The organism is Serratia sp. Sp408 (assembly GCF_057180665.1).
In genome coordinates, this window is sequence record NZ_JBXUFT010000001.1 from 680781 (window position 1) to 697666 (window position 16886).

A 16886-nucleotide genomic window follows, 5' to 3' on the forward strand; every position below is an offset into this window, starting at 1 on the left:
TCATGTCCAAGTTAATTCCTGTCATCATGGCAGGTGGTACCGGCAGCCGTCTGTGGCCTCTGTCGCGCGAAGCTTTTCCCAAGCAGTTTTTATCGATTGATAATACGGGCTTCAGTTTATTGCAGCAAACCCTGCAGCGCCTGACCGGTCTGCAAGGCATCGAGGTCGCGGATCCGTTGGTGATTTGCAATGAACAGCATCGCTTCCTGGTTGCCGAGCAACTGCGCGAAATCGAACGTCTGGGTAGCAATATCATCTTGGAGCCAAGTGGCCGTAACACCGCGCCGGCAGTGGCGCTGGCTGCGCATTTGGCAGCGGAAAGCAGCCCGGGTGATACGCTGTTGGTACTGGCCGCTGACCATTTGATCAAGAACGTGGATGTTTTCCACCGCGCAATTAACCTGGCAATGGAATACGCTGCCAAACGGCAGTTGGTCACCTTCGGCATCATCCCTGAACATCCGGAAACCGGTTACGGTTACATCAAACGCGGTAGTGCGTTCTGCGATGCGTGCTTCGAGGTTGATGCCTTCGTGGAAAAACCTTGCCTTGAAAAGGCGCGGGAATATTTGGCCAGCGGAGAATATAGCTGGAACAGCGGCATGTTTATGTTCAAGGCGGAGACCTTCCTGGCCGAATTGAAAACCCTCAGCCCGGAAATTTATCAAATCACGCAACGCTCGATTCAGCAAAGCCACCGTGATATGAACTTTATTCGCGTCGATGAGCAGATTTTCAATCATTGTCCAAGCGACTCGATCGACTACGCGGTGATGGAAAAAACCCAGGCGGCGGTGGTGATCCCGATCGATGCCGGCTGGAGCGACGTGGGTTCCTGGTCTTCGTTGTGGGATGTGTCCGATAAAGATGCGCAGGGTAACGTGACGGACGGCGAAATCATCTCCATCGACTCGAGCAATAACTATATTTCTTCAGAGAACGCTTTGGTCGCTACTATTGGCCTAGAAAATATAGTTGTCATCAATACCAACGATGCATTGCTCATTTCGGTAAAAGACCGGGTGCAGGAAGTGAAAAAAGTGGTCGATGAACTGAAAAAACGCAACCTCCACCACTTCCGCCAGCATTCATCGGCCTACCGCCCGTGGGGGAAAATCAGCGATATTGACCGCGGCGAACACTTCGAAGTGAAGAAAATCATCGTTCGTCCGGGGGAGGGCCTGTCGGTGCAGCGCCACCTGCATCGTGCCGAGCACTGGGTGGTGGTCAGCGGGATGGCAAAAGTAAACGTTGATGGTAACGAGTTTTATCTGGCGGAAAACCAGTCGACCTTCATCGCCGCCGGTAGCGTTCATACGCTTGAAAACCCGGGTAAAATCGATTTGGAAATGATTGAGGTCAGGTCCGGACACTATCTGGGTGAAGATGACATCGAGCGTTTGCACGATCGCTACGGGCGGATTTAAGGCAACGGTGTCGAAAATACGTTGAGGTGTTTATCGCCGAGCAGGCGCGAGGCAAGCTTGCCAGTGGAGATGCGCTCGCATTGCGGCCGAAGGTCGAGTTGTCGGCTAACGGGCAATTAATGAAAGAAAAAACAGAAGAAATTCTCGCGGTGCTGACGCGTTAAGAATTCATGTCATTTGCAGATGTGTGGAATAAAAATGAGCAATTACGAGGAGTTACTGCGTGTTTTTCTTACTTTTATTGCCTATCACATCAATTGCTATCCTCTTTCCTTGTACCTGAGTTAACATGCTTGATACATAGCTGAGGCACGAGTTGTAGCCTCAGACGTCCTACTTCAGACAGGAGTTAGTAATGTCCAAACAACAAATCGGCGTTGTCGGCATGGCGGTAATGGGCCGCAATCTGGCACTCAACATCGAAAGTCGCGGTTATACCGTTTCCATCTTCAACCGTTCTGGAGACAAGACTGACGAAGTTATCGCCGAGAACCCGGGTAAAAACCTGGCGCCGTACTATACCGTCGAAGAATTCGTTGAATCGCTGGAAAAACCACGTCGCATTTTGCTGATGGTCAAAGCAGGCGAAGCAACCGATAAGACTATCGCGTCTTTGACGCCGCATCTGGATAAAGGCGACATCCTGATCGACGGTGGCAACACCTACTATCAGGACACCATTCGCCGTAACCGCGAACTGTCTGACCAGGGTTTCAACTTCATCGGCACCGGCGTTTCCGGCGGTGAAGAGGGCGCGCTGAAAGGTCCTTCCATCATGCCTGGCGGCCAGAAAGAAGCCTATGAACTGGTTGCGCCAATCCTGGAGAAAATCGCCGCGGTTGCCGAAGGCGAACCTTGCGTGACCTACATTGGCGCCGACGGTGCCGGTCACTACGTGAAAATGGTACACAACGGCATCGAATACGGCGACATGCAGCTGATCGCCGAAGCCTACTCGCTGCTGAAGCAGGCGCTGAACCTGAGCAACGAAGACCTGGCCACCACCTTTGCCGAATGGAACAAAGGCGAACTGAACAGCTACCTGATCGACATCACCAAAGACATCTTCACCAAAAAAGATGAAGAAGGTAAATACCTGGTTGATGTGATCCTCGACGAAGCCGCCAACAAAGGCACTGGCAAGTGGACCAGCCAGAGCTCGCTGGATCTGGGTGAGCCACTGTCGCTGATCACCGAGTCGGTGTTTGCGCGCTACCTGTCCTCGCTGAAAGAGCAACGCGTTGCCGCGTCCAAAGTGCTGAGCGGCCCAACGGCGGCGGTCATCTCCGGTGACAAGGCCGAGTTTGTCGAAAAAGTGCGTCGCGCTCTGTACCTGGGCAAAATCGTTTCTTACGCGCAGGGCTTCTCACAGCTGAAAGCGGCGTCCAAAGAAAATAACTGGGATCTGAACTACGGCGAAATCGCCAAGATCTTCCGCGCCGGCTGCATCATTCGTGCGCAGTTCCTGCAGAAGATCACCGATGCCTACGCAGAAAATGCCGACATCGCCAACCTGCTGCTGGCGCCTTACTTCAAGCAAATCGCCGACGAATACCAGCAGGCGCTGCGTGATGTGGTTTCCTATGCGGTACAAAACGGTATCCCGACGCCAACCTTCTCCGCTGCCATCGCCTACTATGACAGCTACCGTTCTGCGGTGCTGCCGGCGAACCTGATCCAGGCGCAGCGCGACTACTTCGGTGCGCACACTTACAAGCGCACCGATAAAGAAGGCGTGTTCCACACCGAATGGCTGAGCTGAGTTTCCAGCGGTCATAAGGTTTAAAAACAAAACGTTCTTCCGCCTGGAAGAACGTTTTTGCATCTTCTCCAGCATCTCCCTCATCGCGTCATTTGTCACACGGCAACGCGCAATTTTTTGATTTTCATGCCTGTTAATTGTCTGAGAAATATATGACTTTTGAAAATAAACCGTTAGCCTCTTCACGCGGCGATGACTTTTCCCTGATTGGCGTCGTACTCCAGTTATGGCAGGGTAAAAAGACGATAATTATTTCGATCATAGTGACATTGATTCTGGGTGGCATTTATTTGGCGGTTGCCAAACAGCAATGGACCTCGGAAGCGGTGGTGAGTCGTCCGACGGCCGGCCAGCTGGCCAACTACAATACTGCGCAAAATATTATTTTCACCTCTTCGCCACAGGATAAAACCTCTATTCCGGCGTTGCAGGAACTGCTGTTCAACCGCTTCAATGGAACCATGACTTCCTTGTCGATGTCGTTACAACGTATGAAAACGCCATTGAAACTGAACGTTAATCCTTTGGTCAGCGGCTCCAACGATCCTCTGCGGATCTCCTTTACCGCTACCAGCGCCGCCGAAGCGCAGAAAAAACTGCAGGTCTACATTGATAACGTCAACCGCGTGGTGGTGAACGGTGCCAAAGATGACATTAAAAGCACGCTGGTGGTGAAGAAAAAGGAATTAAACGAAACGCTTGCCGCACAGTTGGGCGTGGCCGAAGAGAAAAAGAATCAGCGCTTGAAAGTGCTGCGCGAAGCCGTGAAAGTCGCGACGGCGGCCAAGATCCAGGAGCCGAAGGTCCAGATGTCGGAAGACCTGTCCGATGACAGCCTGTTCCTGCTGGGCGCACCGGCGCTGAATTCGTTGCTGGCCAACGAAAGTACGCGTCCTCTGGCGCTGGATCGTGAGTACTATGAAACCCAGCGTGCGTTGATTGCACTGAACAATTATGAAGAAAACCTGGACGGGTTGAGCGCCTACCGCTATATCCAGCGTCCCGATCTGCCCGAGTTGCGTGACAGTCCGAAACGCGCGCTGACCATTTTGCTGGCGCTGATTGTCGGCCTGATCGTCGGCTCGGCGATTGTCATTTTGCGCAATGCGGTGAAAGATCTGAAGAGAACGTCGTAACGATCGGATTATGTTGATTAAAACCCGGCGCTGCCGGGTTTTTTTTGGCCAAAATTCGGTTATTTGGCGTGGCGCTCGCGCAGACGGCCGATCACCGTACTGAGATCTAGCTGCTGATCCTGCAGCAATACCAGCAGATGGTAAATCAGATCTGACGCTTCGTTGGTCAGCTCGGCACGATCGTTGACCGTTGCGGCCAGTGCGGTTTCCACGCCTTCTTCGCCGACTTTTTGCGCGATGCGCTTGGTGCCGCTGGCGTACAGGCTGGCGGTGTAGGAACTGCTCGGATCGGCATGCTTGCGCTCTGCCAGCAGCTGCTCCAACTGATACAGGAAGCCCCAGTCGCTGTTCGCCGGGTGGAAGCAACTGCTGTTGCCAAGGTGACAGGTCGGGCCGATCGGCCTGGCCAGAATCAGTAGCGTATCGTTATCGCAGTCCGGCGTGATGCTGACCACATTGAGGACGTTGCCGGAACTTTCGCCCTTGGTCCACAGGCGCTGTTTGCTGCGCGAGAAAAAGGTCACTTTGCCGCTCTGCTCGGTCGCTGCCAGCGCCTCCTGGTTCATATAACCCAGCATCAGCACTTCACCGGAAACGGCATGCTGGACGATCGCCGGCATCAGCTGGCCGGTTTTTTGCCAATCGAGCCGGTTTTTTTGTTGTTCTGTTAACACACGCGAATCTCCACGCCTTGATCGGCCAGGAACCGTTTCAGTTCGCCGATATTGATAATTTGCTTATGGAACACCGATGCGGCCAGGGCGCCGTCAACGTTGGCGTCACGGAAGGCCTGCAGGAAGTGTTCCATGGTGCCGGCGCCGCCCGAAGCGATCAGCGGCACGTTGCACACCTCGCGCACGCGCTGCAGCTGTTGCAGATCGTAGCCGTTACGCACCCCGTCCTGATTCATCATGTTCAGCACGATCTCGCCGGCACCGCGTTTTTGCACTTCTTTCACCCAGTCCAGCGTTTCCCATTGGGTAACGCGGGTGCGGCTTTCGTCGCCGGTATACTGATTGACGTGATACTTGCCGCTTTCGCTGTCATACCAGGTATCAATGCCGATCACGATGCACTGCACGCCAAAACGATCCGCCAGGCGACCGATCAGGCTGGGATCCGCCAATGCCGGTGAGTTGATCGAAATCTTGTCTGCGCCGAAAGACAGTATCTGGCTGGCGTCATCGACGCTTTTGATGCCGCCGGCGACACAGAAGGGAATATCGATCACTTCCGCCACGCGTGACACCCAGCTTTTATCCACCACGCGGCCGTCGCTTGAGGCGGTGATATCATAAAACACCAGCTCGTCGGCACCTTCTTGCGCATAACGCTGCGCCAGCGGCACGATGTCGCCAATGATTTCGTGGTTGCGAAACTGCACGCCTTTCACCACCTGTCCGTCCTTCACGTCCAGGCAGGGTATTATCCGTTTTGCCAGCATGCGATCGCCTCCTCAACGCTAAATTTACCTTCCAGCAGGGCGCGCCCCACGATAACGCCTTCTACGCCGCTGCCGCGCAGCGCCGCAATATCATCCAGCCCGCCAATGCCACCGGACGCCTGAAAGGCGATCTGCGGATAACGCTGGCAGATTTCCCGGTATAGCGCCACGTTGGAACCGGCCAGGGTACCGTCGCGTGAAATATCGGTACAAAGAACGTGTTTCAGACCATAGGGCAGAAACTGTTCAACCACCTGTTCCAACTGGGCGTCGGAATTTTCCTGCCAGCCGCTGATGGCTACCTGCTTGCTGCCTTCGGCATTGATGCGTACGTCCAGTGCCAGTACCAACGCGTCGGCGCCATAGCGCTCAAACCAGCTCTGCACCAGCGCCGGCTGTTTGACGGCGGTAGAGCCAATCACCACCCGGCTGGCGCCGGCCTCTAACAGCGCCTCAACGTCCTGTTGGCTGCGAATACCGCCGCCTACCTGCACCGGCACGTTCACCCCGGCCAGCAGTTTACGCAATAGCGGAATCTGGCGTGCCGTCGGGTCTTTGGCGCCGGTCAGATCCACCAGATGCAGCACCTGTGCGCCTTGCTGCTGATAATCCTGCAGCCGCAACAGCGGATCGCTGCCGTAGTCGCGTTGTTGGCCGTAATCACCCTGATGCAGGCGCACCACGTTGCCATCGATCAAATCCAAAGCGGGAATAATCATGCTGCCTACATCTCCAGAAAGTTTTTCAGCAGTTGCGCGCCGGCCGTACCAGAACGTTCTGGATGAAACTGCACGCCGAAGAAATTGTCTTTTTGCACGGCGGCGGTGAACGGCTCGCCGTAGTTGGCCTGGGCGATGGTGCTTGGGCATATTGGCATCGCATAACCGTGGACAAAATAAAAGTAGGTACCGTCGTCGATACCGCGGAACAAATGGTTGCCTGCCTGGGCCGATACCTGATTCCAGCCCATGTGCGGCAACGGCAGGCCAACGTCGCTCATCTGTTGTACCGGCGTGTCGATAATGCCGAGCGTTTTGATGCCGCCATTCTCATCGCTGCCGCTGGCCAACAGTTGCATGCCGAGACAAATGCCCAACACCGGCTGGGTGCAGGCCTTGATCAGCTCGATAAGTTCGCGCTGCTCCAGCTGTTCCATCGCCGCCTGCGCGGTGCCGACACCTGGCAGGAACAGTTTGTCGGCGCGCAACACGATCTCGGGATCGCGGCTGACCGTCGGCTGGTAACCCAGGCGTTGCACCGCGTAGGTCACCGATGACAGATTGGCGCAGCCAGTATCAAGAATCACCACGTTCATCACAGCACTCCTTTCGAGCTCGGCAGGGTATTACCCTCAACGCGAATCGCCTGGCGCAGCGTGCGGCCGAACACCTTGAACAGGCTTTCTACCCGGTGGTGATCGTTTTTGCCCTTGGTCTTTAGGTGCAGCGTGCAGCCCATGGTATAGGACAGTGAACGGAAGAAATGTTCAACCATTTCGGTGCTCAGATCGCCAACGCGCTGATAGTTGAATTCCGCTTTATATTCGAGGTGCGGCCGGCCGGAAATGTCCATCGCGCAGCGCGCCAGGCATTCATCCATCGGTAACACGAAGCCGAAGCGCGCAATGCCGCGTTTGTCACCCAGCGCTTTATTCAGCGCTTCACCCAGCGCCAGCGCGGTGTCTTCCACCGTGTGGTGATCGTCGATGTACAGATCGCCGTTGACCTGGATATCCATACGGAAGCCGCCGTGGGTGGCGATCTGATCCAGCATGTGATCAAAAAAGCCGACGCCGGTTTTTATCTTGCTGCCGCCTTCACGATCCAGCCAGACGTTGACGTCAATCTGCGTTTCCTTGGTGACGCGATTTACGTGAGCATGGCGATCGCGCTGGGTCAACTGACGAGCGATCTCCTTCCAGCCGAGGGTTTCACGCTGATACAGCAAGCCTTGAATGCCCATATTGGCCGCCAGTTGCACGTCGGTCTGGCGATCGCCGATCACGTAGCTGTTGGCCACGTTGATCACGCCCGGTTCCAGATAATGTTTTACCAGCGCGGTTTTTGGCTTGCGGCAGTCGCAGTTGTCTGCCGGCAGGTGTGGGCAGATCAGGATATCCTCGAACTGAATCCCTTGCGACGACAGGATCTGCATCATCATATTGTGCGGCGCATCGAAGGTATCCTGTGGGAAACTGGCGCTGCCGAGCCCGTCCTGATTGGTGATCATCACCAGGCTATAGCCTGCGGCCTGCAATGCCAGCAGGGAAGGGATAACGTCTGGCTCCAGCGCCAGCTTGTCCAGGCGATCAACCTGGAAATCTTCGGGAGGTTCAGCAATCAGCGTGCCGTCACGGTCAATAAAGAGAAATTTCTGGCTCACATTGGCTCCTGGCGAGTCTCGGTTGCTCCGGGCAGGGTCTTGAGTGCGTCAATAACGCGCTGACATTCGTCGCGGGTGCCTATAGTGATACGCAGGCAACCGGACAGCCCAGGCTGTTTATTTTGGTCTCTCAAGATAATGCCCTGATCCCATAAGGTTTTAAATACATTACTTGAGGCGCTAAAGCGTACCAGCAGATAATTGCTGTCGCTGGCAAATACCTGTTCGACACAGGCGCAGTCAGCCAATGCCTGCTGCAGCCAACTGCGGTTGGCGGCAATCTCGCCAACCCGTTGGCGCATCACGCGCAGCCCTTCAACGCTCAACGCCTGTGCGGCGATATCGGCCACCGGAGTGGAGAGCGGATACGGGGCGATCACCTTCAGCAACAGTGCGATCAACGGTGGATTGGCCAGGGTAAAACCACAGCGCAGACCCGCCAGCGCGAACGCTTTCGACAGGGTGCGCAGGATAGCCAGGTGTGGATAGTCGTTCAGCCAGCCGACCACGCTGGCCTGCGGGCAAAACTCGATGTAGGCCTCGTCAATCGCGACAATCGCCTTGCCTTTGGTCATCTCCAGCAGCGCGCGCAAGTCGTTCGGATCGATCAGGTTGCCGGTCGGGTTGTTTGGGCTGCAGACATACACCAGCTTGACGTGGTCCAGGCTGTCGGCAATCGCCGGCAGATCGAGCTGCCAGTCGTCTTTCGCCGCTACCGTGCGGCGCTCGACGCCGAAGGTTTCGGCACTGACGGCGTACATGCCGTAGGTTGGCGGGCAAAACAGAATGGCGTCCTGACCCGGCTCGCAGAATGCGCGGATCAGCAGTTCGATGCCTTCGTCCGCGCCACGGCTGACCAGCACCTGCTGTTTCTGCACGCCGGCATATTCGGCATAGCGTTCAATCACCAATGCCGGCTGGCATTCCGGATAGCGATTGAAGGTCTGCGCGGTCAGTTCGAAGGTCGGCGCCAATGGATATTCATTGGCGTTCAGCCATACGTCGCCCTTGCCGCCGAGCCGGCGCGCCGACTGGTAAGGCGTTAACTCACGTACGTTCTGGCGTGCCAGATTGTCTATGCTCATGCTTGCTCCTTCAATGCGGCGACGCGCAGAGTGACGGCATTCTTGTGGGCGATCAGCTGTTCGGCAGCGGCAAGCTGCTCAATGGTGGCGGCCAGGTTGATAAAGCCTTGCGGCGTCAGTTCCTGCACCGTCATGCGCTTTTGGAAATCCGCCAGCCCCAGGCTGGAGCAGGTGGCGGTGTAACCGTAGGTCGGCAGCACGTGATTGGTGCCAGAAGCATAATCACCGGCAGATTCTGGCGACCAGTCGCCGAGGAACACCGAACCGGCGCTGGTGACGGCGTCGACCAGTTCGCGGGCGTTACGGGTCTGAATGATCAGGTGCTCCGGGCCGTACTGGTTGCTGATGCGCAGACATTCCGCCAGATCCTGTGCGACGATCAACCGGCTGCTGGCCAGCGCCTGACGGGCGGTTTCCGCACGCGGCAATGCGGCCAACTGCCGATCAACCTCGTCGGCCACCGCCTGTGCCATGGCGGCATCCGGCGTTAATAAAATCACCTGGGAATCCGGCCCGTGTTCGGCTTGCGACAGCAGATCGGAGGCGACGAACGCCGGGGTGGCGCCGCTATCGGCAATCACCAGCACTTCTGACGGGCCGGCGGGCATATCAATGGCGGCACCGTCGAGACGTTGGCTAACCTGACGTTTGGCTTCGGTGACAAAGGCGTTGCCCGGGCCAAAGATCTTGTCTACCCGTGGCACCGAGTCGGTACCGAATGCCAGCGCTGCGATAGCCTGTGCGCCGCCGACCTGGAATACCTCCTGTACCCCACACAGCTGCGCGGCGTAGAGGATTTCGTCGGCAATCGGCGGTGGCGAGCACAGCACTACACGGCGGCAACCGGCGATACGCGCCGGAGTTGCCAGCATCAGCACGGTAGAAAACAGCGGCGCAGAACCGCCGGGAATATACAGACCGACCGAGTCAATCGGGCGGGTGACCTGCTGGCAACGCACGCCGGGCATGGTTTCAATGTCCACCGTTGGCAGTCGTTGCGCGTTGTGGAAAGTGTCCACATTGCGTACCGCTACCGCCATCGCCTGTTTGAGATCGTCGCCCAGACGTGCGGCGGCGGCGGCGATCTGCTCGGCGCTGACGCGCAGCGTGCTCACCTCGGTGCGGTCAAATTTGGCGCTGTATTCGCGCAATGCGCGGTCGCCGTTGCTTTTAACGTTATCGAGGATCTCGCGCACCGTGCGGGTAATGCTGTCCGAGGCGGAAATCGCCGGGCGCATCAACAGTTCGCTACGCTGCTCCGCGCTGCATTCGGCCCAGTTCACCAGGGTATTGAAGTTCGACATGGCCTTTACTCCATCATCTTCTCAATCGGCAATACCAGAATCGAACTGGCGCCCAGCGCTTTCAGTTTTTCCATGGTTTCCCAGAACAGGGTTTCGCTGCTGACCATGTGCATCGCGACGCGGTTTTGTGCACCGGCCAAAGGCAGAATGGTTGGGCGTTCGGCACCCGGCAGCAGCGCGACGATTTCGTCCAGCCGCTCGCTTGGCGCGTGCAGCATGATGTATTTGGATTCACGCGCCTGGATCACGCCCTGAATACGCGTCATCAGGCGATCGATCAACTGCTGTTTGGCTTCTGGCATTTCACCGTCGCGCTGAATCAGACAGGCCTTCGAGCGGTAGATCACTTCCACTTCACGCAGGCCGTTGGCTTCCAGCGTTGCACCGGTAGAGACCAGATCGCAGATGGCATCGGCCAGGCCGGCACGGGGAGCAACTTCGACCGAACCGTTCAGCAGGCAGGATTTGAAACGAACGCCCTGTTTGTCGAGGTACTGTTTGAGAATGTGCGGATAAGAGGTGGCGATACGGGCATCTTGCAGGCTTTGCGGACCGGTATACTCGCTGTCGAGTGCGGTGGCCAGTGACAGACGGCAACCGCCAAAGTCCAGGCGGCGCAGGGTGAAGTAACGCGGGTCTTCGCCTTGGGCACGGCGGTTGAGCAGTTCTTCTTCCAGCACGTTTTCACCGATGATGCCCAGATCGACCACGCCGTCCATCACCAGGCCCGGAATATCGTCATCGCGCACCCGCAGAATATCAATCGGCATGTTTTCCGCGAAAGCGATCAGGCGCTGTTGCTGCAGATTGATCTTGATACCGCAACGCGCCAGCAGTTCCTGAGACTCTTCGCTCAGGCGGCCTGATTTCTGCATTGCTATCCGTAAACGTGTTTTGTCCAGCATGGTAACCTCTACTCTCTGTAATTTTATGAATTTGTTATTGAAATTTTTGTTCTGTCTGTCCGGAGCCAAAAAAAAACCCTCGGAAGAAATCTTCCGAGGGCTCTCTCTTGCAATCTGCGCGCCACTGGAAGATTCTAAAACCGTCTCCCAGCACACATCGCCTGAAAGACTAGTCAGGATGATGGTGATGATGGTGGCTGAACTGAATGCGCGTCATGGTAATCTCGTAATAATGATGTCAGGAATGACTCAATTGCTAATTAACCTAAACTATTGAGCGCAGATCGCGCAACCCTTTTTTACTGACATAAATTTAATTCATTGAAACGGGTCTGGTTATTAGCCATACGCCGCTTTATCTCAGAGTTGCGTACGTTGATTGTAACCGAATACCGAGTGGCGTAGCCTTAACGAATCAATCGCTGCGCTGTGCAGGAGAGGAAGAGATGAAAAAAGTCGCCATTGTTGGCCTGGGTTGGCTGGGCATGCCGTTGGCATTGTCACTGATGAGCCGCGGGTTTGAAGTGGTTGGCAGTAAAACCACCCCGGACGGTGTCGAAGCCGCGCGCCTGAGCGGCATCGAATGTTATCAACTGGAACTGACGCCGGAGCTGATCTGCGAACCAGACGATCTGGATGCGCTGTTACAGGTGGATGCGCTGGTGGTGACCTTACCGGCGCGTCGTACCGTCGACGGCAGCGAAAACTACTTTAATGCGGTGCGGATGCTGGTGGACAGCGCGATGGCGTACAACGTGGCGCGCATCATTTTTACCAGCTCGACCTCGGTCTACGGCGACTATTCCGGCACCCTGCGCGAAACGTCGCCGATAGCGCCGGTCAGCGCGTCTGGCCGAGTGCTGGCCGACCTGGAGCGCTGGCTGCATGAACTGCCGAATACCTCGGTGGATATTTTGCGTCTGGCCGGGCTGGTCGGTGCCGAACGCCATCCAGGCCGTTTCCTGGCCGGCAAGGTGGACGTGAAGGGCGGATCGCTGGGAGTCAATCTGGTGCATCAGGACGACGTCATCGCCGCCATTCAGTTACTGTTGCGTTTGCCGAGCGGCGGGCACGTTTACAATTTGTGCGCACCAGGCCATCCTATCAAGCGTGAGTTTTATCCGGCCTTGGCCGAACGGCTGCAGTTGCCGCCCCCGCAGTTTGCCGACGAGGCGCCGCAGGAAGGGCGGTTGGTGGACGGCAGTCGCATTTGCAAAGAACTGGGGTTCGAATACCAGTATCCCGATCCGGCGCGCATGCCGGTCAGCTGAGCGCCTGGCGGGTGTCGCTTGACCTCGGCGGCAGAGCGCCGTCGGGTTGCCGGATTACATCCATCCCCCTCAGGGGGGCAGCGTAAGCGTGGTTTTGCGCCGGGTTCTCCGCTCGACGTGCTGCGTTTACAGCCAGCCGGAGCCTTTCAGTTTGCGGTACAGCAAGGCGCAGCCGACCACGGTAACGCCCAGCGTGACGTGGTAGGCCCAGGGCAGCTTCAGTTCCGGCATATTTTCGAAGTTCATGCCGTACAGGCTGAAAATCACCGTCGGAATAGCCAGAATCGCCCCCCAGCCGGCCAGCCGTTTCACCACCTCGTTCTGCTTGACCGTTACCAGCGCCAGATTGACATGCATGGCGTTGGTCAGCATTTCGCGCATGTCGTCAATGGTGTTCACGACCTGACGCGCATGGTCCTGCACGTCACGCACATAGGCGCGCAAATCCTTCGGGATCACCTCTTCATGCAGGCGGATCAACTGGCTGCAAATTTCGTCCATCGGCAGCGCTGCATTGCGCAGCGCCAGCAGATGCCGCCGCAGGCTATGGACGCGGGCGATCGCAGCCTGGTCAAAGTCGGACTGGAACATATTGGCTTCGATAGTTTCAATCGCGCTCTCAAAGTGCGTGACGATCTGCCGGTAATTGTCGACGATAAAATCCATAATCGAATACAGTGCGAAGCCCGGCCCGCGGCACAGCTGTTTCGGATTGCCCTCGGCCTTGGCGCGGATCGGCGCATAGCTGCTGGAGGCGCCGTGCCTGACGGTGATCAGGAAGTTTTTACCAACGAAAAAGTGAGTTTCTCCGTATTCAATGGCCTCGCCCTGGATATGCGCGGTTTTCACCACGATAAATAACGAGTCGCCATAGGTTTCGATTTTGGGTCGCTGATGGGCGCACAGCGCGTCTTCGATCGCCAGATCGTGCAGGCCGAACTCTTCCTGGATTTTACGCATGAAGGCGTCTTCCGGCTGCCACAGGCCGAGCCAGACAAAGGCATCCGCTTGCTTCACCACTTCGCTGATATCGTCGATGGTCACATCGCCCAAGCGTTTTCCGGCCTTATAGGCCACGCTGTTTACCACCATTCCGGTACTGTTCATTATGCCGCCGGTGAATTATCGATGGTTTTGGTGAGAAAATAGCATTCATGCTCCACCGGATAATCCCGCAGCGTCATTTGTAGCTGATAGCCCAGTTTTTCATAGAACGGTCGTGCCTGAAAACTGAAGGTGTCGAGGCGGCAATAGCGGCAGCCGCGAGCCACGGCGGCCTGCTCGGCGGCGTGCATTATCTGCCGGCCAATGCCGCTACCGCGCTGTGAATCGGCTACCCATAGCCAATCGATGCTCAGCCAGTTGCCCCAGGTCACGGCGGTCAGTCCGGCGATCACCTGGCCGGCGTCATCCTGGGCAAAAACGTTGAGTGGCGTGCGCAGGCTGGTATCGATAAACGGGCGGTTATGCGCCATCAGGCCCTGACGAATGGCTTCACGCGTTTGCTCGTCCAGCGCCGCGGTAATGGTGATTTCCATGTGTTCTCCTTGGTTACTCGTTAACTTAAGCATAGCGTAGCCAAAAGGCAACCGATTGATAAAACACCGAAACGGCGAAGCCATTCAGCTGGGCTACACTGAATGAGCACGTTGTTAACCCAGGAGGATGCATGCCCCGAGTGATATTGATGGCCGGTTTGTTATTGGTTAGCGGTTGGTTGCAAGCCGCGCCGGTGGTAACCCAATTACAGGACAAACTTGAACACCCTTGGTCGCTGGCCTTTTTACCCGGCGAACAGGGGATACTGATTACCGAACGCCCTGGCCGCCTGCGTTTGTGGCAGCAGGACAAGGGACTGTCGCCGCCGATCGCCGGCGTGCCGCAGGTGTATGCGCGAGGACAGGGCGGGCTGCTGGAGGTGTTGTTGTCACCGGACTTCGCCAGCAATCGGCGGGTTTATCTCAGCTTTGCCGAGCGTGGCAGCGATGGCAAGGCTGGCACCGCGGTGGGTTATGGCCGTTTGAGCAACGACAATGCCCGGCTGGACGATTTCCGCGTGATCTTCCGTCAGCAGCCGAAGCTGTCGGTCGGTAACCACTTTGGCGGCAAAATGGTGTTCGACAGGCAGGGACATCTGTTTATTGCCCTGGGGGAAAACAATCAACGACCGACAGCGCAGGATCTGGACAAGCTGCAAGGCAAGATCGTGCGGCTGACCGCCGAGGGCAAGGTGCCAACGGACAACCCGTTTGTCGGCCAGTCGGGCAAGCGGGCCGAGATCTGGTCATACGGTATCCGCAACCCGCAGGGGCTGGCGCTGAACCCGTGGACCGGCGTGGTCTGGGAGCATGAACACGGCCCGCGTGGCGGCGACGAGGTCAATATTCCGCAGGCCGGCAAAAATTACGGCTGGCCGCTTGCTACCCATGGTATTAACTATTCCGGTTCGCCGATCCCTGAAGCCAAGGGGGCGCAGGCCGACGGCACCGAAGTGCCATTGCACCACTGGGAAACCTCTCCGGGGATCAGCGGCATGGCGTTTTATGATGCATCGCGCTTCCCTGCCTGGCAGCATTCGCTGTTCATCGGCGCGTTGGCGCAAAAAACCTTGATTCGCCTGACGTTGGTCGGTGACAAGATCGTGGCGGAAGAGCGGCTGCTGAGCGATCGCGACGAACGTATTCGTGAGGTTCGTACCGGGCCGGACGGTTATCTGTATCTGCTGACCGATGACAGCGACGGCAAGCTGTTGCGGGTGGGGGCCTCCTGACGCCTCCTGGCGAGGCGTCAGGGCACATCAGGTCATGGCGGACATCACGCCGCTGCGGTAAGCCGGTCGGGCGCACAATTGCTGATACCAGCGTTCCATATGCGGACGTGGGCGGCGGGCGATCGGCATTTCAAACCAGGCATAGATAAAGCTGCCGAGCGGAATGTCGCCGATGCCGAGCTGGTCGCCGGACAGGTACGCCTGCTGGGAAAGGGTGTGTTCAACGATATCGAGGCACTTTTCCACCTCGGCGATGGCCGCTTCGATTTTCAGCATATCGCGCTGGTCGGGTGGGGTGCGCACCATGCCCCAGAACACCGGGCGAAACGGGGTGACGATGGTTGCGGTCGCCCAATCCATCCATTTTTCGGCCGCGGCGCGCTGCTGCAGATCCTGCGGGTAGAACGGCGCCTGGCCGTATTTGGCCGCCAGGTAGCGTACGATGGTGTTGGATTCCCACAGTACAAAGTCATCGTCCTGCAATAGCGGCACCAGGCCGTTTGGGTTCAGCGCCCGATAGGCGGCCTCGTCCACCTTGCCATAGGCACCGCCGGCATTGATATGGCGATAACTCAACTCCAGTTCTGCGGCGCACCAGAGTACTTTTCTGACGTTGTTCGAATTTTCACGGCCCCAGATGGTCAGCATAAAACGCCTCTTCGGTTGATTGACGGATTAGCCTTAATTCCTACGCTACAATCCGTAATTTGTCACTGTCGGATGCGTTTTTTGCCTTTCTTCAGCGTTCCCAGCGGCACACTTCCCAGCCGTTCTGCAGCGCCAGCGCATGTAAATCGGCATCCGGGTTGATTACCGTTGCGCTGTCGACATAGTCCAGCATCGGCCGATCGTTGATCGAGTCGCTGTAACCGTGAATGTAGGCGAATTGCCGTTGTGTCTGCTGTTCCAGCCACTGTTGCAGACGGATCACCTTGCCTTGCTGATAGGTCATGGTGCCATAGGTATTGCCGGTATAGCGGCCTGCGGCGATTTCGACGCCGATGGCCAGCGCGCCGTCGGCGCCCAGCCGCTCGGCAATCGGCGCCACCAGATGCTCGCCGGTGGCCGAAACCACCAGAATGCAATCGCCACGTTCACGATGCCATTGCAGGCGCTCGCGTGCGGCGGGGTAGACGCGCGGCAGAATATCGCGGCGGATGTAGCGCTCCACCCAGCCGGCAACGGTCGGCACGCTGCAACCGGCCAGCGGTGCCAGCGTCGCTCGCATGTAGGCTTCCATCGACAAGGTGCCTTGATAGTAATGCTGCATCAACTGCTGTTCTTGCGTGGCCAGCTCCGCCGGCGCGAACCCCTGAGACACCAGCCAGCGGATCCATAAGCTGGCGCTGTCGTCGTCAATCAGGGTTTCATCCAGGTCGAACAGGGCTAAATCCATCGGT

Annotated in this window: 19 protein-coding genes and 1 other annotated feature; of the genes, 6 read left to right on the plus strand and 13 right to left on the minus strand. The window is 57.1% G+C overall.

What is annotated here, in order from left to right; genetic code table 11:
* Positions 1–2: 2 nt before the first annotated feature.
* From AC2AXP_RS03280 to wzzB, 4 genes are all read left to right on the plus strand, one after another.
* The gene (locus AC2AXP_RS03280) at positions 3–1427 is read left to right on the plus strand and encodes a mannose-1-phosphate guanylyltransferase/mannose-6-phosphate isomerase (protein WP_273867248.1); all 1425 of its coding nucleotides are present in this window, start codon (positions 3–5) and stop codon (positions 1425–1427) included.
* 26 nt (positions 1428–1453) lie between these two features.
* On the plus strand, positions 1454–1591 hold the full coding sequence (locus AC2AXP_RS03285; RefSeq protein ID WP_164844323.1) for a hypothetical protein: 138 nt from the start codon (positions 1454–1456) through the stop codon (positions 1589–1591).
* A gap of 191 nt (positions 1592–1782) precedes the next feature.
* On the plus strand, positions 1783–3189 hold the full coding sequence (gene gndA / locus AC2AXP_RS03290; protein WP_198772782.1) for an NADP-dependent phosphogluconate dehydrogenase: 1407 nt from the start codon (positions 1783–1785) through the stop codon (positions 3187–3189).
* A gap of 152 nt (positions 3190–3341) precedes the next feature.
* A complete protein-coding gene (wzzB, locus tag AC2AXP_RS03295; protein ID WP_004965203.1) occupies positions 3342–4325 on the plus strand; it encodes an LPS O-antigen chain length determinant protein WzzB in 984 nt (327 codons plus the stop codon).
* 59 nt (positions 4326–4384) lie between these two features.
* Here wzzB and hisIE read toward each other — a convergent pair whose 3' ends face one another.
* From hisIE to hisL, 9 genes are all read right to left on the minus strand, one after another.
* A complete protein-coding gene (hisIE, locus tag AC2AXP_RS03300) occupies positions 4385–4999 on the minus strand; it encodes a bifunctional phosphoribosyl-AMP cyclohydrolase/phosphoribosyl-ATP diphosphatase HisIE (protein WP_004965200.1) in 615 nt (204 codons plus the stop codon).
* Positions 4993–5769 (minus strand): imidazole glycerol phosphate synthase subunit HisF, encoded by a 777-nt coding sequence (gene hisF, locus AC2AXP_RS03305; RefSeq protein ID WP_004965196.1) that lies wholly within the window; start codon positions 5767–5769, stop codon positions 4993–4995. The genes hisIE and hisF overlap by 7 nt, the downstream gene beginning before the upstream one ends.
* Positions 5751–6488, minus strand: coding sequence for a 1-(5-phosphoribosyl)-5-[(5-phosphoribosylamino)methylideneamino]imidazole-4-carboxamide isomerase (gene hisA, locus AC2AXP_RS03310; RefSeq protein ID WP_004965194.1), 738 nt, complete (start codon positions 6486–6488; stop codon positions 5751–5753). Before hisA ends, hisF begins: the two co-directional genes overlap by 19 nt.
* Positions 6489–6493: 5 nt before the next feature.
* Positions 6494–7084 carry an imidazole glycerol phosphate synthase subunit HisH gene (hisH, locus tag AC2AXP_RS03315; protein ID WP_004965191.1) on the minus strand — a complete coding sequence of 197 codons (591 nt, stop codon included), beginning with the start codon at positions 7082–7084 and terminating at the stop codon, positions 6494–6496.
* A complete protein-coding gene (gene hisB / locus AC2AXP_RS03320) occupies positions 7084–8151 on the minus strand; it encodes a bifunctional histidinol-phosphatase/imidazoleglycerol-phosphate dehydratase HisB (protein WP_484381409.1) in 1068 nt (355 codons plus the stop codon). The genes hisH and hisB overlap by 1 nt, the downstream gene beginning before the upstream one ends.
* Positions 8148–9236 (minus strand): histidinol-phosphate transaminase, encoded by a 1089-nt coding sequence (gene hisC / locus AC2AXP_RS03325; RefSeq protein WP_004965186.1) that lies wholly within the window; start codon positions 9234–9236, stop codon positions 8148–8150. The genes hisB and hisC overlap by 4 nt, the downstream gene beginning before the upstream one ends.
* Positions 9233–10540: a histidinol dehydrogenase gene (hisD, locus tag AC2AXP_RS03330; protein ID WP_273867256.1), complete on the minus strand. Its 1308-nt coding sequence runs from the start codon at positions 10538–10540 to the stop codon at positions 9233–9235. Before hisD ends, hisC begins: the two co-directional genes overlap by 4 nt.
* Positions 10541–10545: 5 nt before the next feature.
* A complete protein-coding gene (gene hisG / locus AC2AXP_RS03335) occupies positions 10546–11445 on the minus strand; it encodes an ATP phosphoribosyltransferase (protein WP_039992292.1) in 900 nt (299 codons plus the stop codon).
* A gap of 67 nt (positions 11446–11512) precedes the next feature.
* Positions 11513–11639 (minus strand) — a sequence feature (His leader region).
* Complete coding sequence (gene hisL, locus AC2AXP_RS03340) at positions 11615–11662, minus strand: his operon leader peptide (RefSeq protein ID WP_101495319.1); 48 nt, start codon at positions 11660–11662, stop codon at positions 11615–11617. It overlaps the preceding feature by 25 nt.
* 229 nt (positions 11663–11891) lie before the next feature.
* On the opposite strand from hisL, the gene AC2AXP_RS03345 reads away from it, so the two are divergent.
* A complete protein-coding gene (locus tag AC2AXP_RS03345) occupies positions 11892–12716 on the plus strand; it encodes an SDR family oxidoreductase (protein WP_198772779.1) in 825 nt (274 codons plus the stop codon).
* A gap of 126 nt (positions 12717–12842) precedes the next feature.
* Here the strand turns inward: AC2AXP_RS03345 and AC2AXP_RS03350 are convergent, their stop codons facing one another.
* Entirely contained in the window at positions 12843–13823 is a 981-nt protein-coding gene (locus tag AC2AXP_RS03350) for a magnesium and cobalt transport protein CorA (RefSeq protein ID WP_430298979.1), read from the minus strand.
* A complete protein-coding gene (locus tag AC2AXP_RS03355; RefSeq protein WP_039992291.1) occupies positions 13823–14254 on the minus strand; it encodes a GNAT family N-acetyltransferase in 432 nt (143 codons plus the stop codon). Before AC2AXP_RS03355 ends, AC2AXP_RS03350 begins: the two co-directional genes overlap by 1 nt.
* Before the next feature lie 131 nt (positions 14255–14385).
* Here AC2AXP_RS03355 and AC2AXP_RS03360 point away from each other — a divergent pair, with 131 nt between their 5' ends.
* Positions 14386–15486 (plus strand): PQQ-dependent sugar dehydrogenase, encoded by a 1101-nt coding sequence (locus AC2AXP_RS03360; protein WP_198772778.1) that lies wholly within the window; start codon positions 14386–14388, stop codon positions 15484–15486.
* A gap of 27 nt (positions 15487–15513) precedes the next feature.
* Here AC2AXP_RS03360 and AC2AXP_RS03365 read toward each other — a convergent pair whose 3' ends face one another.
* On the minus strand, positions 15514–16134 hold the full coding sequence (locus AC2AXP_RS03365; protein ID WP_004965171.1) for a glutathione S-transferase family protein: 621 nt from the start codon (positions 16132–16134) through the stop codon (positions 15514–15516).
* 91 nt (positions 16135–16225) lie between these two features.
* Positions 16226–16882 (minus strand): HAD family hydrolase, encoded by a 657-nt coding sequence (locus AC2AXP_RS03370; RefSeq protein WP_004965169.1) that lies wholly within the window; start codon positions 16880–16882, stop codon positions 16226–16228.
* Positions 16883–16886 lie beyond the last annotated feature (4 nt).

Coding starts and splice junctions, on each gene's coding strand:
- AC2AXP_RS03280 (WP_273867248.1), top strand. CDS start 3: ATGTCCAAGTTAATTCCTGTCATCATGGCAGGTGGTACCGGCAGCCGT.
- gndA (WP_198772782.1), top strand. CDS start 1,783: ATGTCCAAACAACAAATCGGCGTTGTCGGCATGGCGGTAATGGGCCGC.
- wzzB (WP_004965203.1), top strand. CDS start 3,342: ATGACTTTTGAAAATAAACCGTTAGCCTCTTCACGCGGCGATGACTTT.
- hisF (WP_004965196.1), bottom strand. CDS start 5,769: ATGCTGGCAAAACGGATAATACCCTGCCTGGACGTGAAGGACGGACAG.
- hisA (WP_004965194.1), bottom strand. CDS start 6,488: ATGATTATTCCCGCTTTGGATTTGATCGATGGCAACGTGGTGCGCCTG.
- hisH (WP_004965191.1), bottom strand. CDS start 7,084: ATGAACGTGGTGATTCTTGATACTGGCTGCGCCAATCTGTCATCGGTG.
- hisC (WP_004965186.1), bottom strand. CDS start 9,236: ATGAGCATAGACAATCTGGCACGCCAGAACGTACGTGAGTTAACGCCT.
- hisD (WP_273867256.1), bottom strand. CDS start 10,540: ATGTCGAACTTCAATACCCTGGTGAACTGGGCCGAATGCAGCGCGGAG.
- hisG (WP_039992292.1), bottom strand. CDS start 11,445: ATGCTGGACAAAACACGTTTACGGATAGCAATGCAGAAATCAGGCCGC.
- AC2AXP_RS03345 (WP_198772779.1), top strand. CDS start 11,892: ATGAAAAAAGTCGCCATTGTTGGCCTGGGTTGGCTGGGCATGCCGTTG.
- AC2AXP_RS03350 (WP_430298979.1), bottom strand. CDS start 13,823: ATGAACAGTACCGGAATGGTGGTAAACAGCGTGGCCTATAAGGCCGGA.
- AC2AXP_RS03355 (WP_039992291.1), bottom strand. CDS start 14,254: ATGGAAATCACCATTACCGCGGCGCTGGACGAGCAAACGCGTGAAGCC.
- AC2AXP_RS03360 (WP_198772778.1), top strand. CDS start 14,386: ATGCCCCGAGTGATATTGATGGCCGGTTTGTTATTGGTTAGCGGTTGG.
- AC2AXP_RS03365 (WP_004965171.1), bottom strand. CDS start 16,134: ATGCTGACCATCTGGGGCCGTGAAAATTCGAACAACGTCAGAAAAGTA.
- AC2AXP_RS03370 (WP_004965169.1), bottom strand. CDS start 16,882: ATGGATTTAGCCCTGTTCGACCTGGATGAAACCCTGATTGACGACGAC.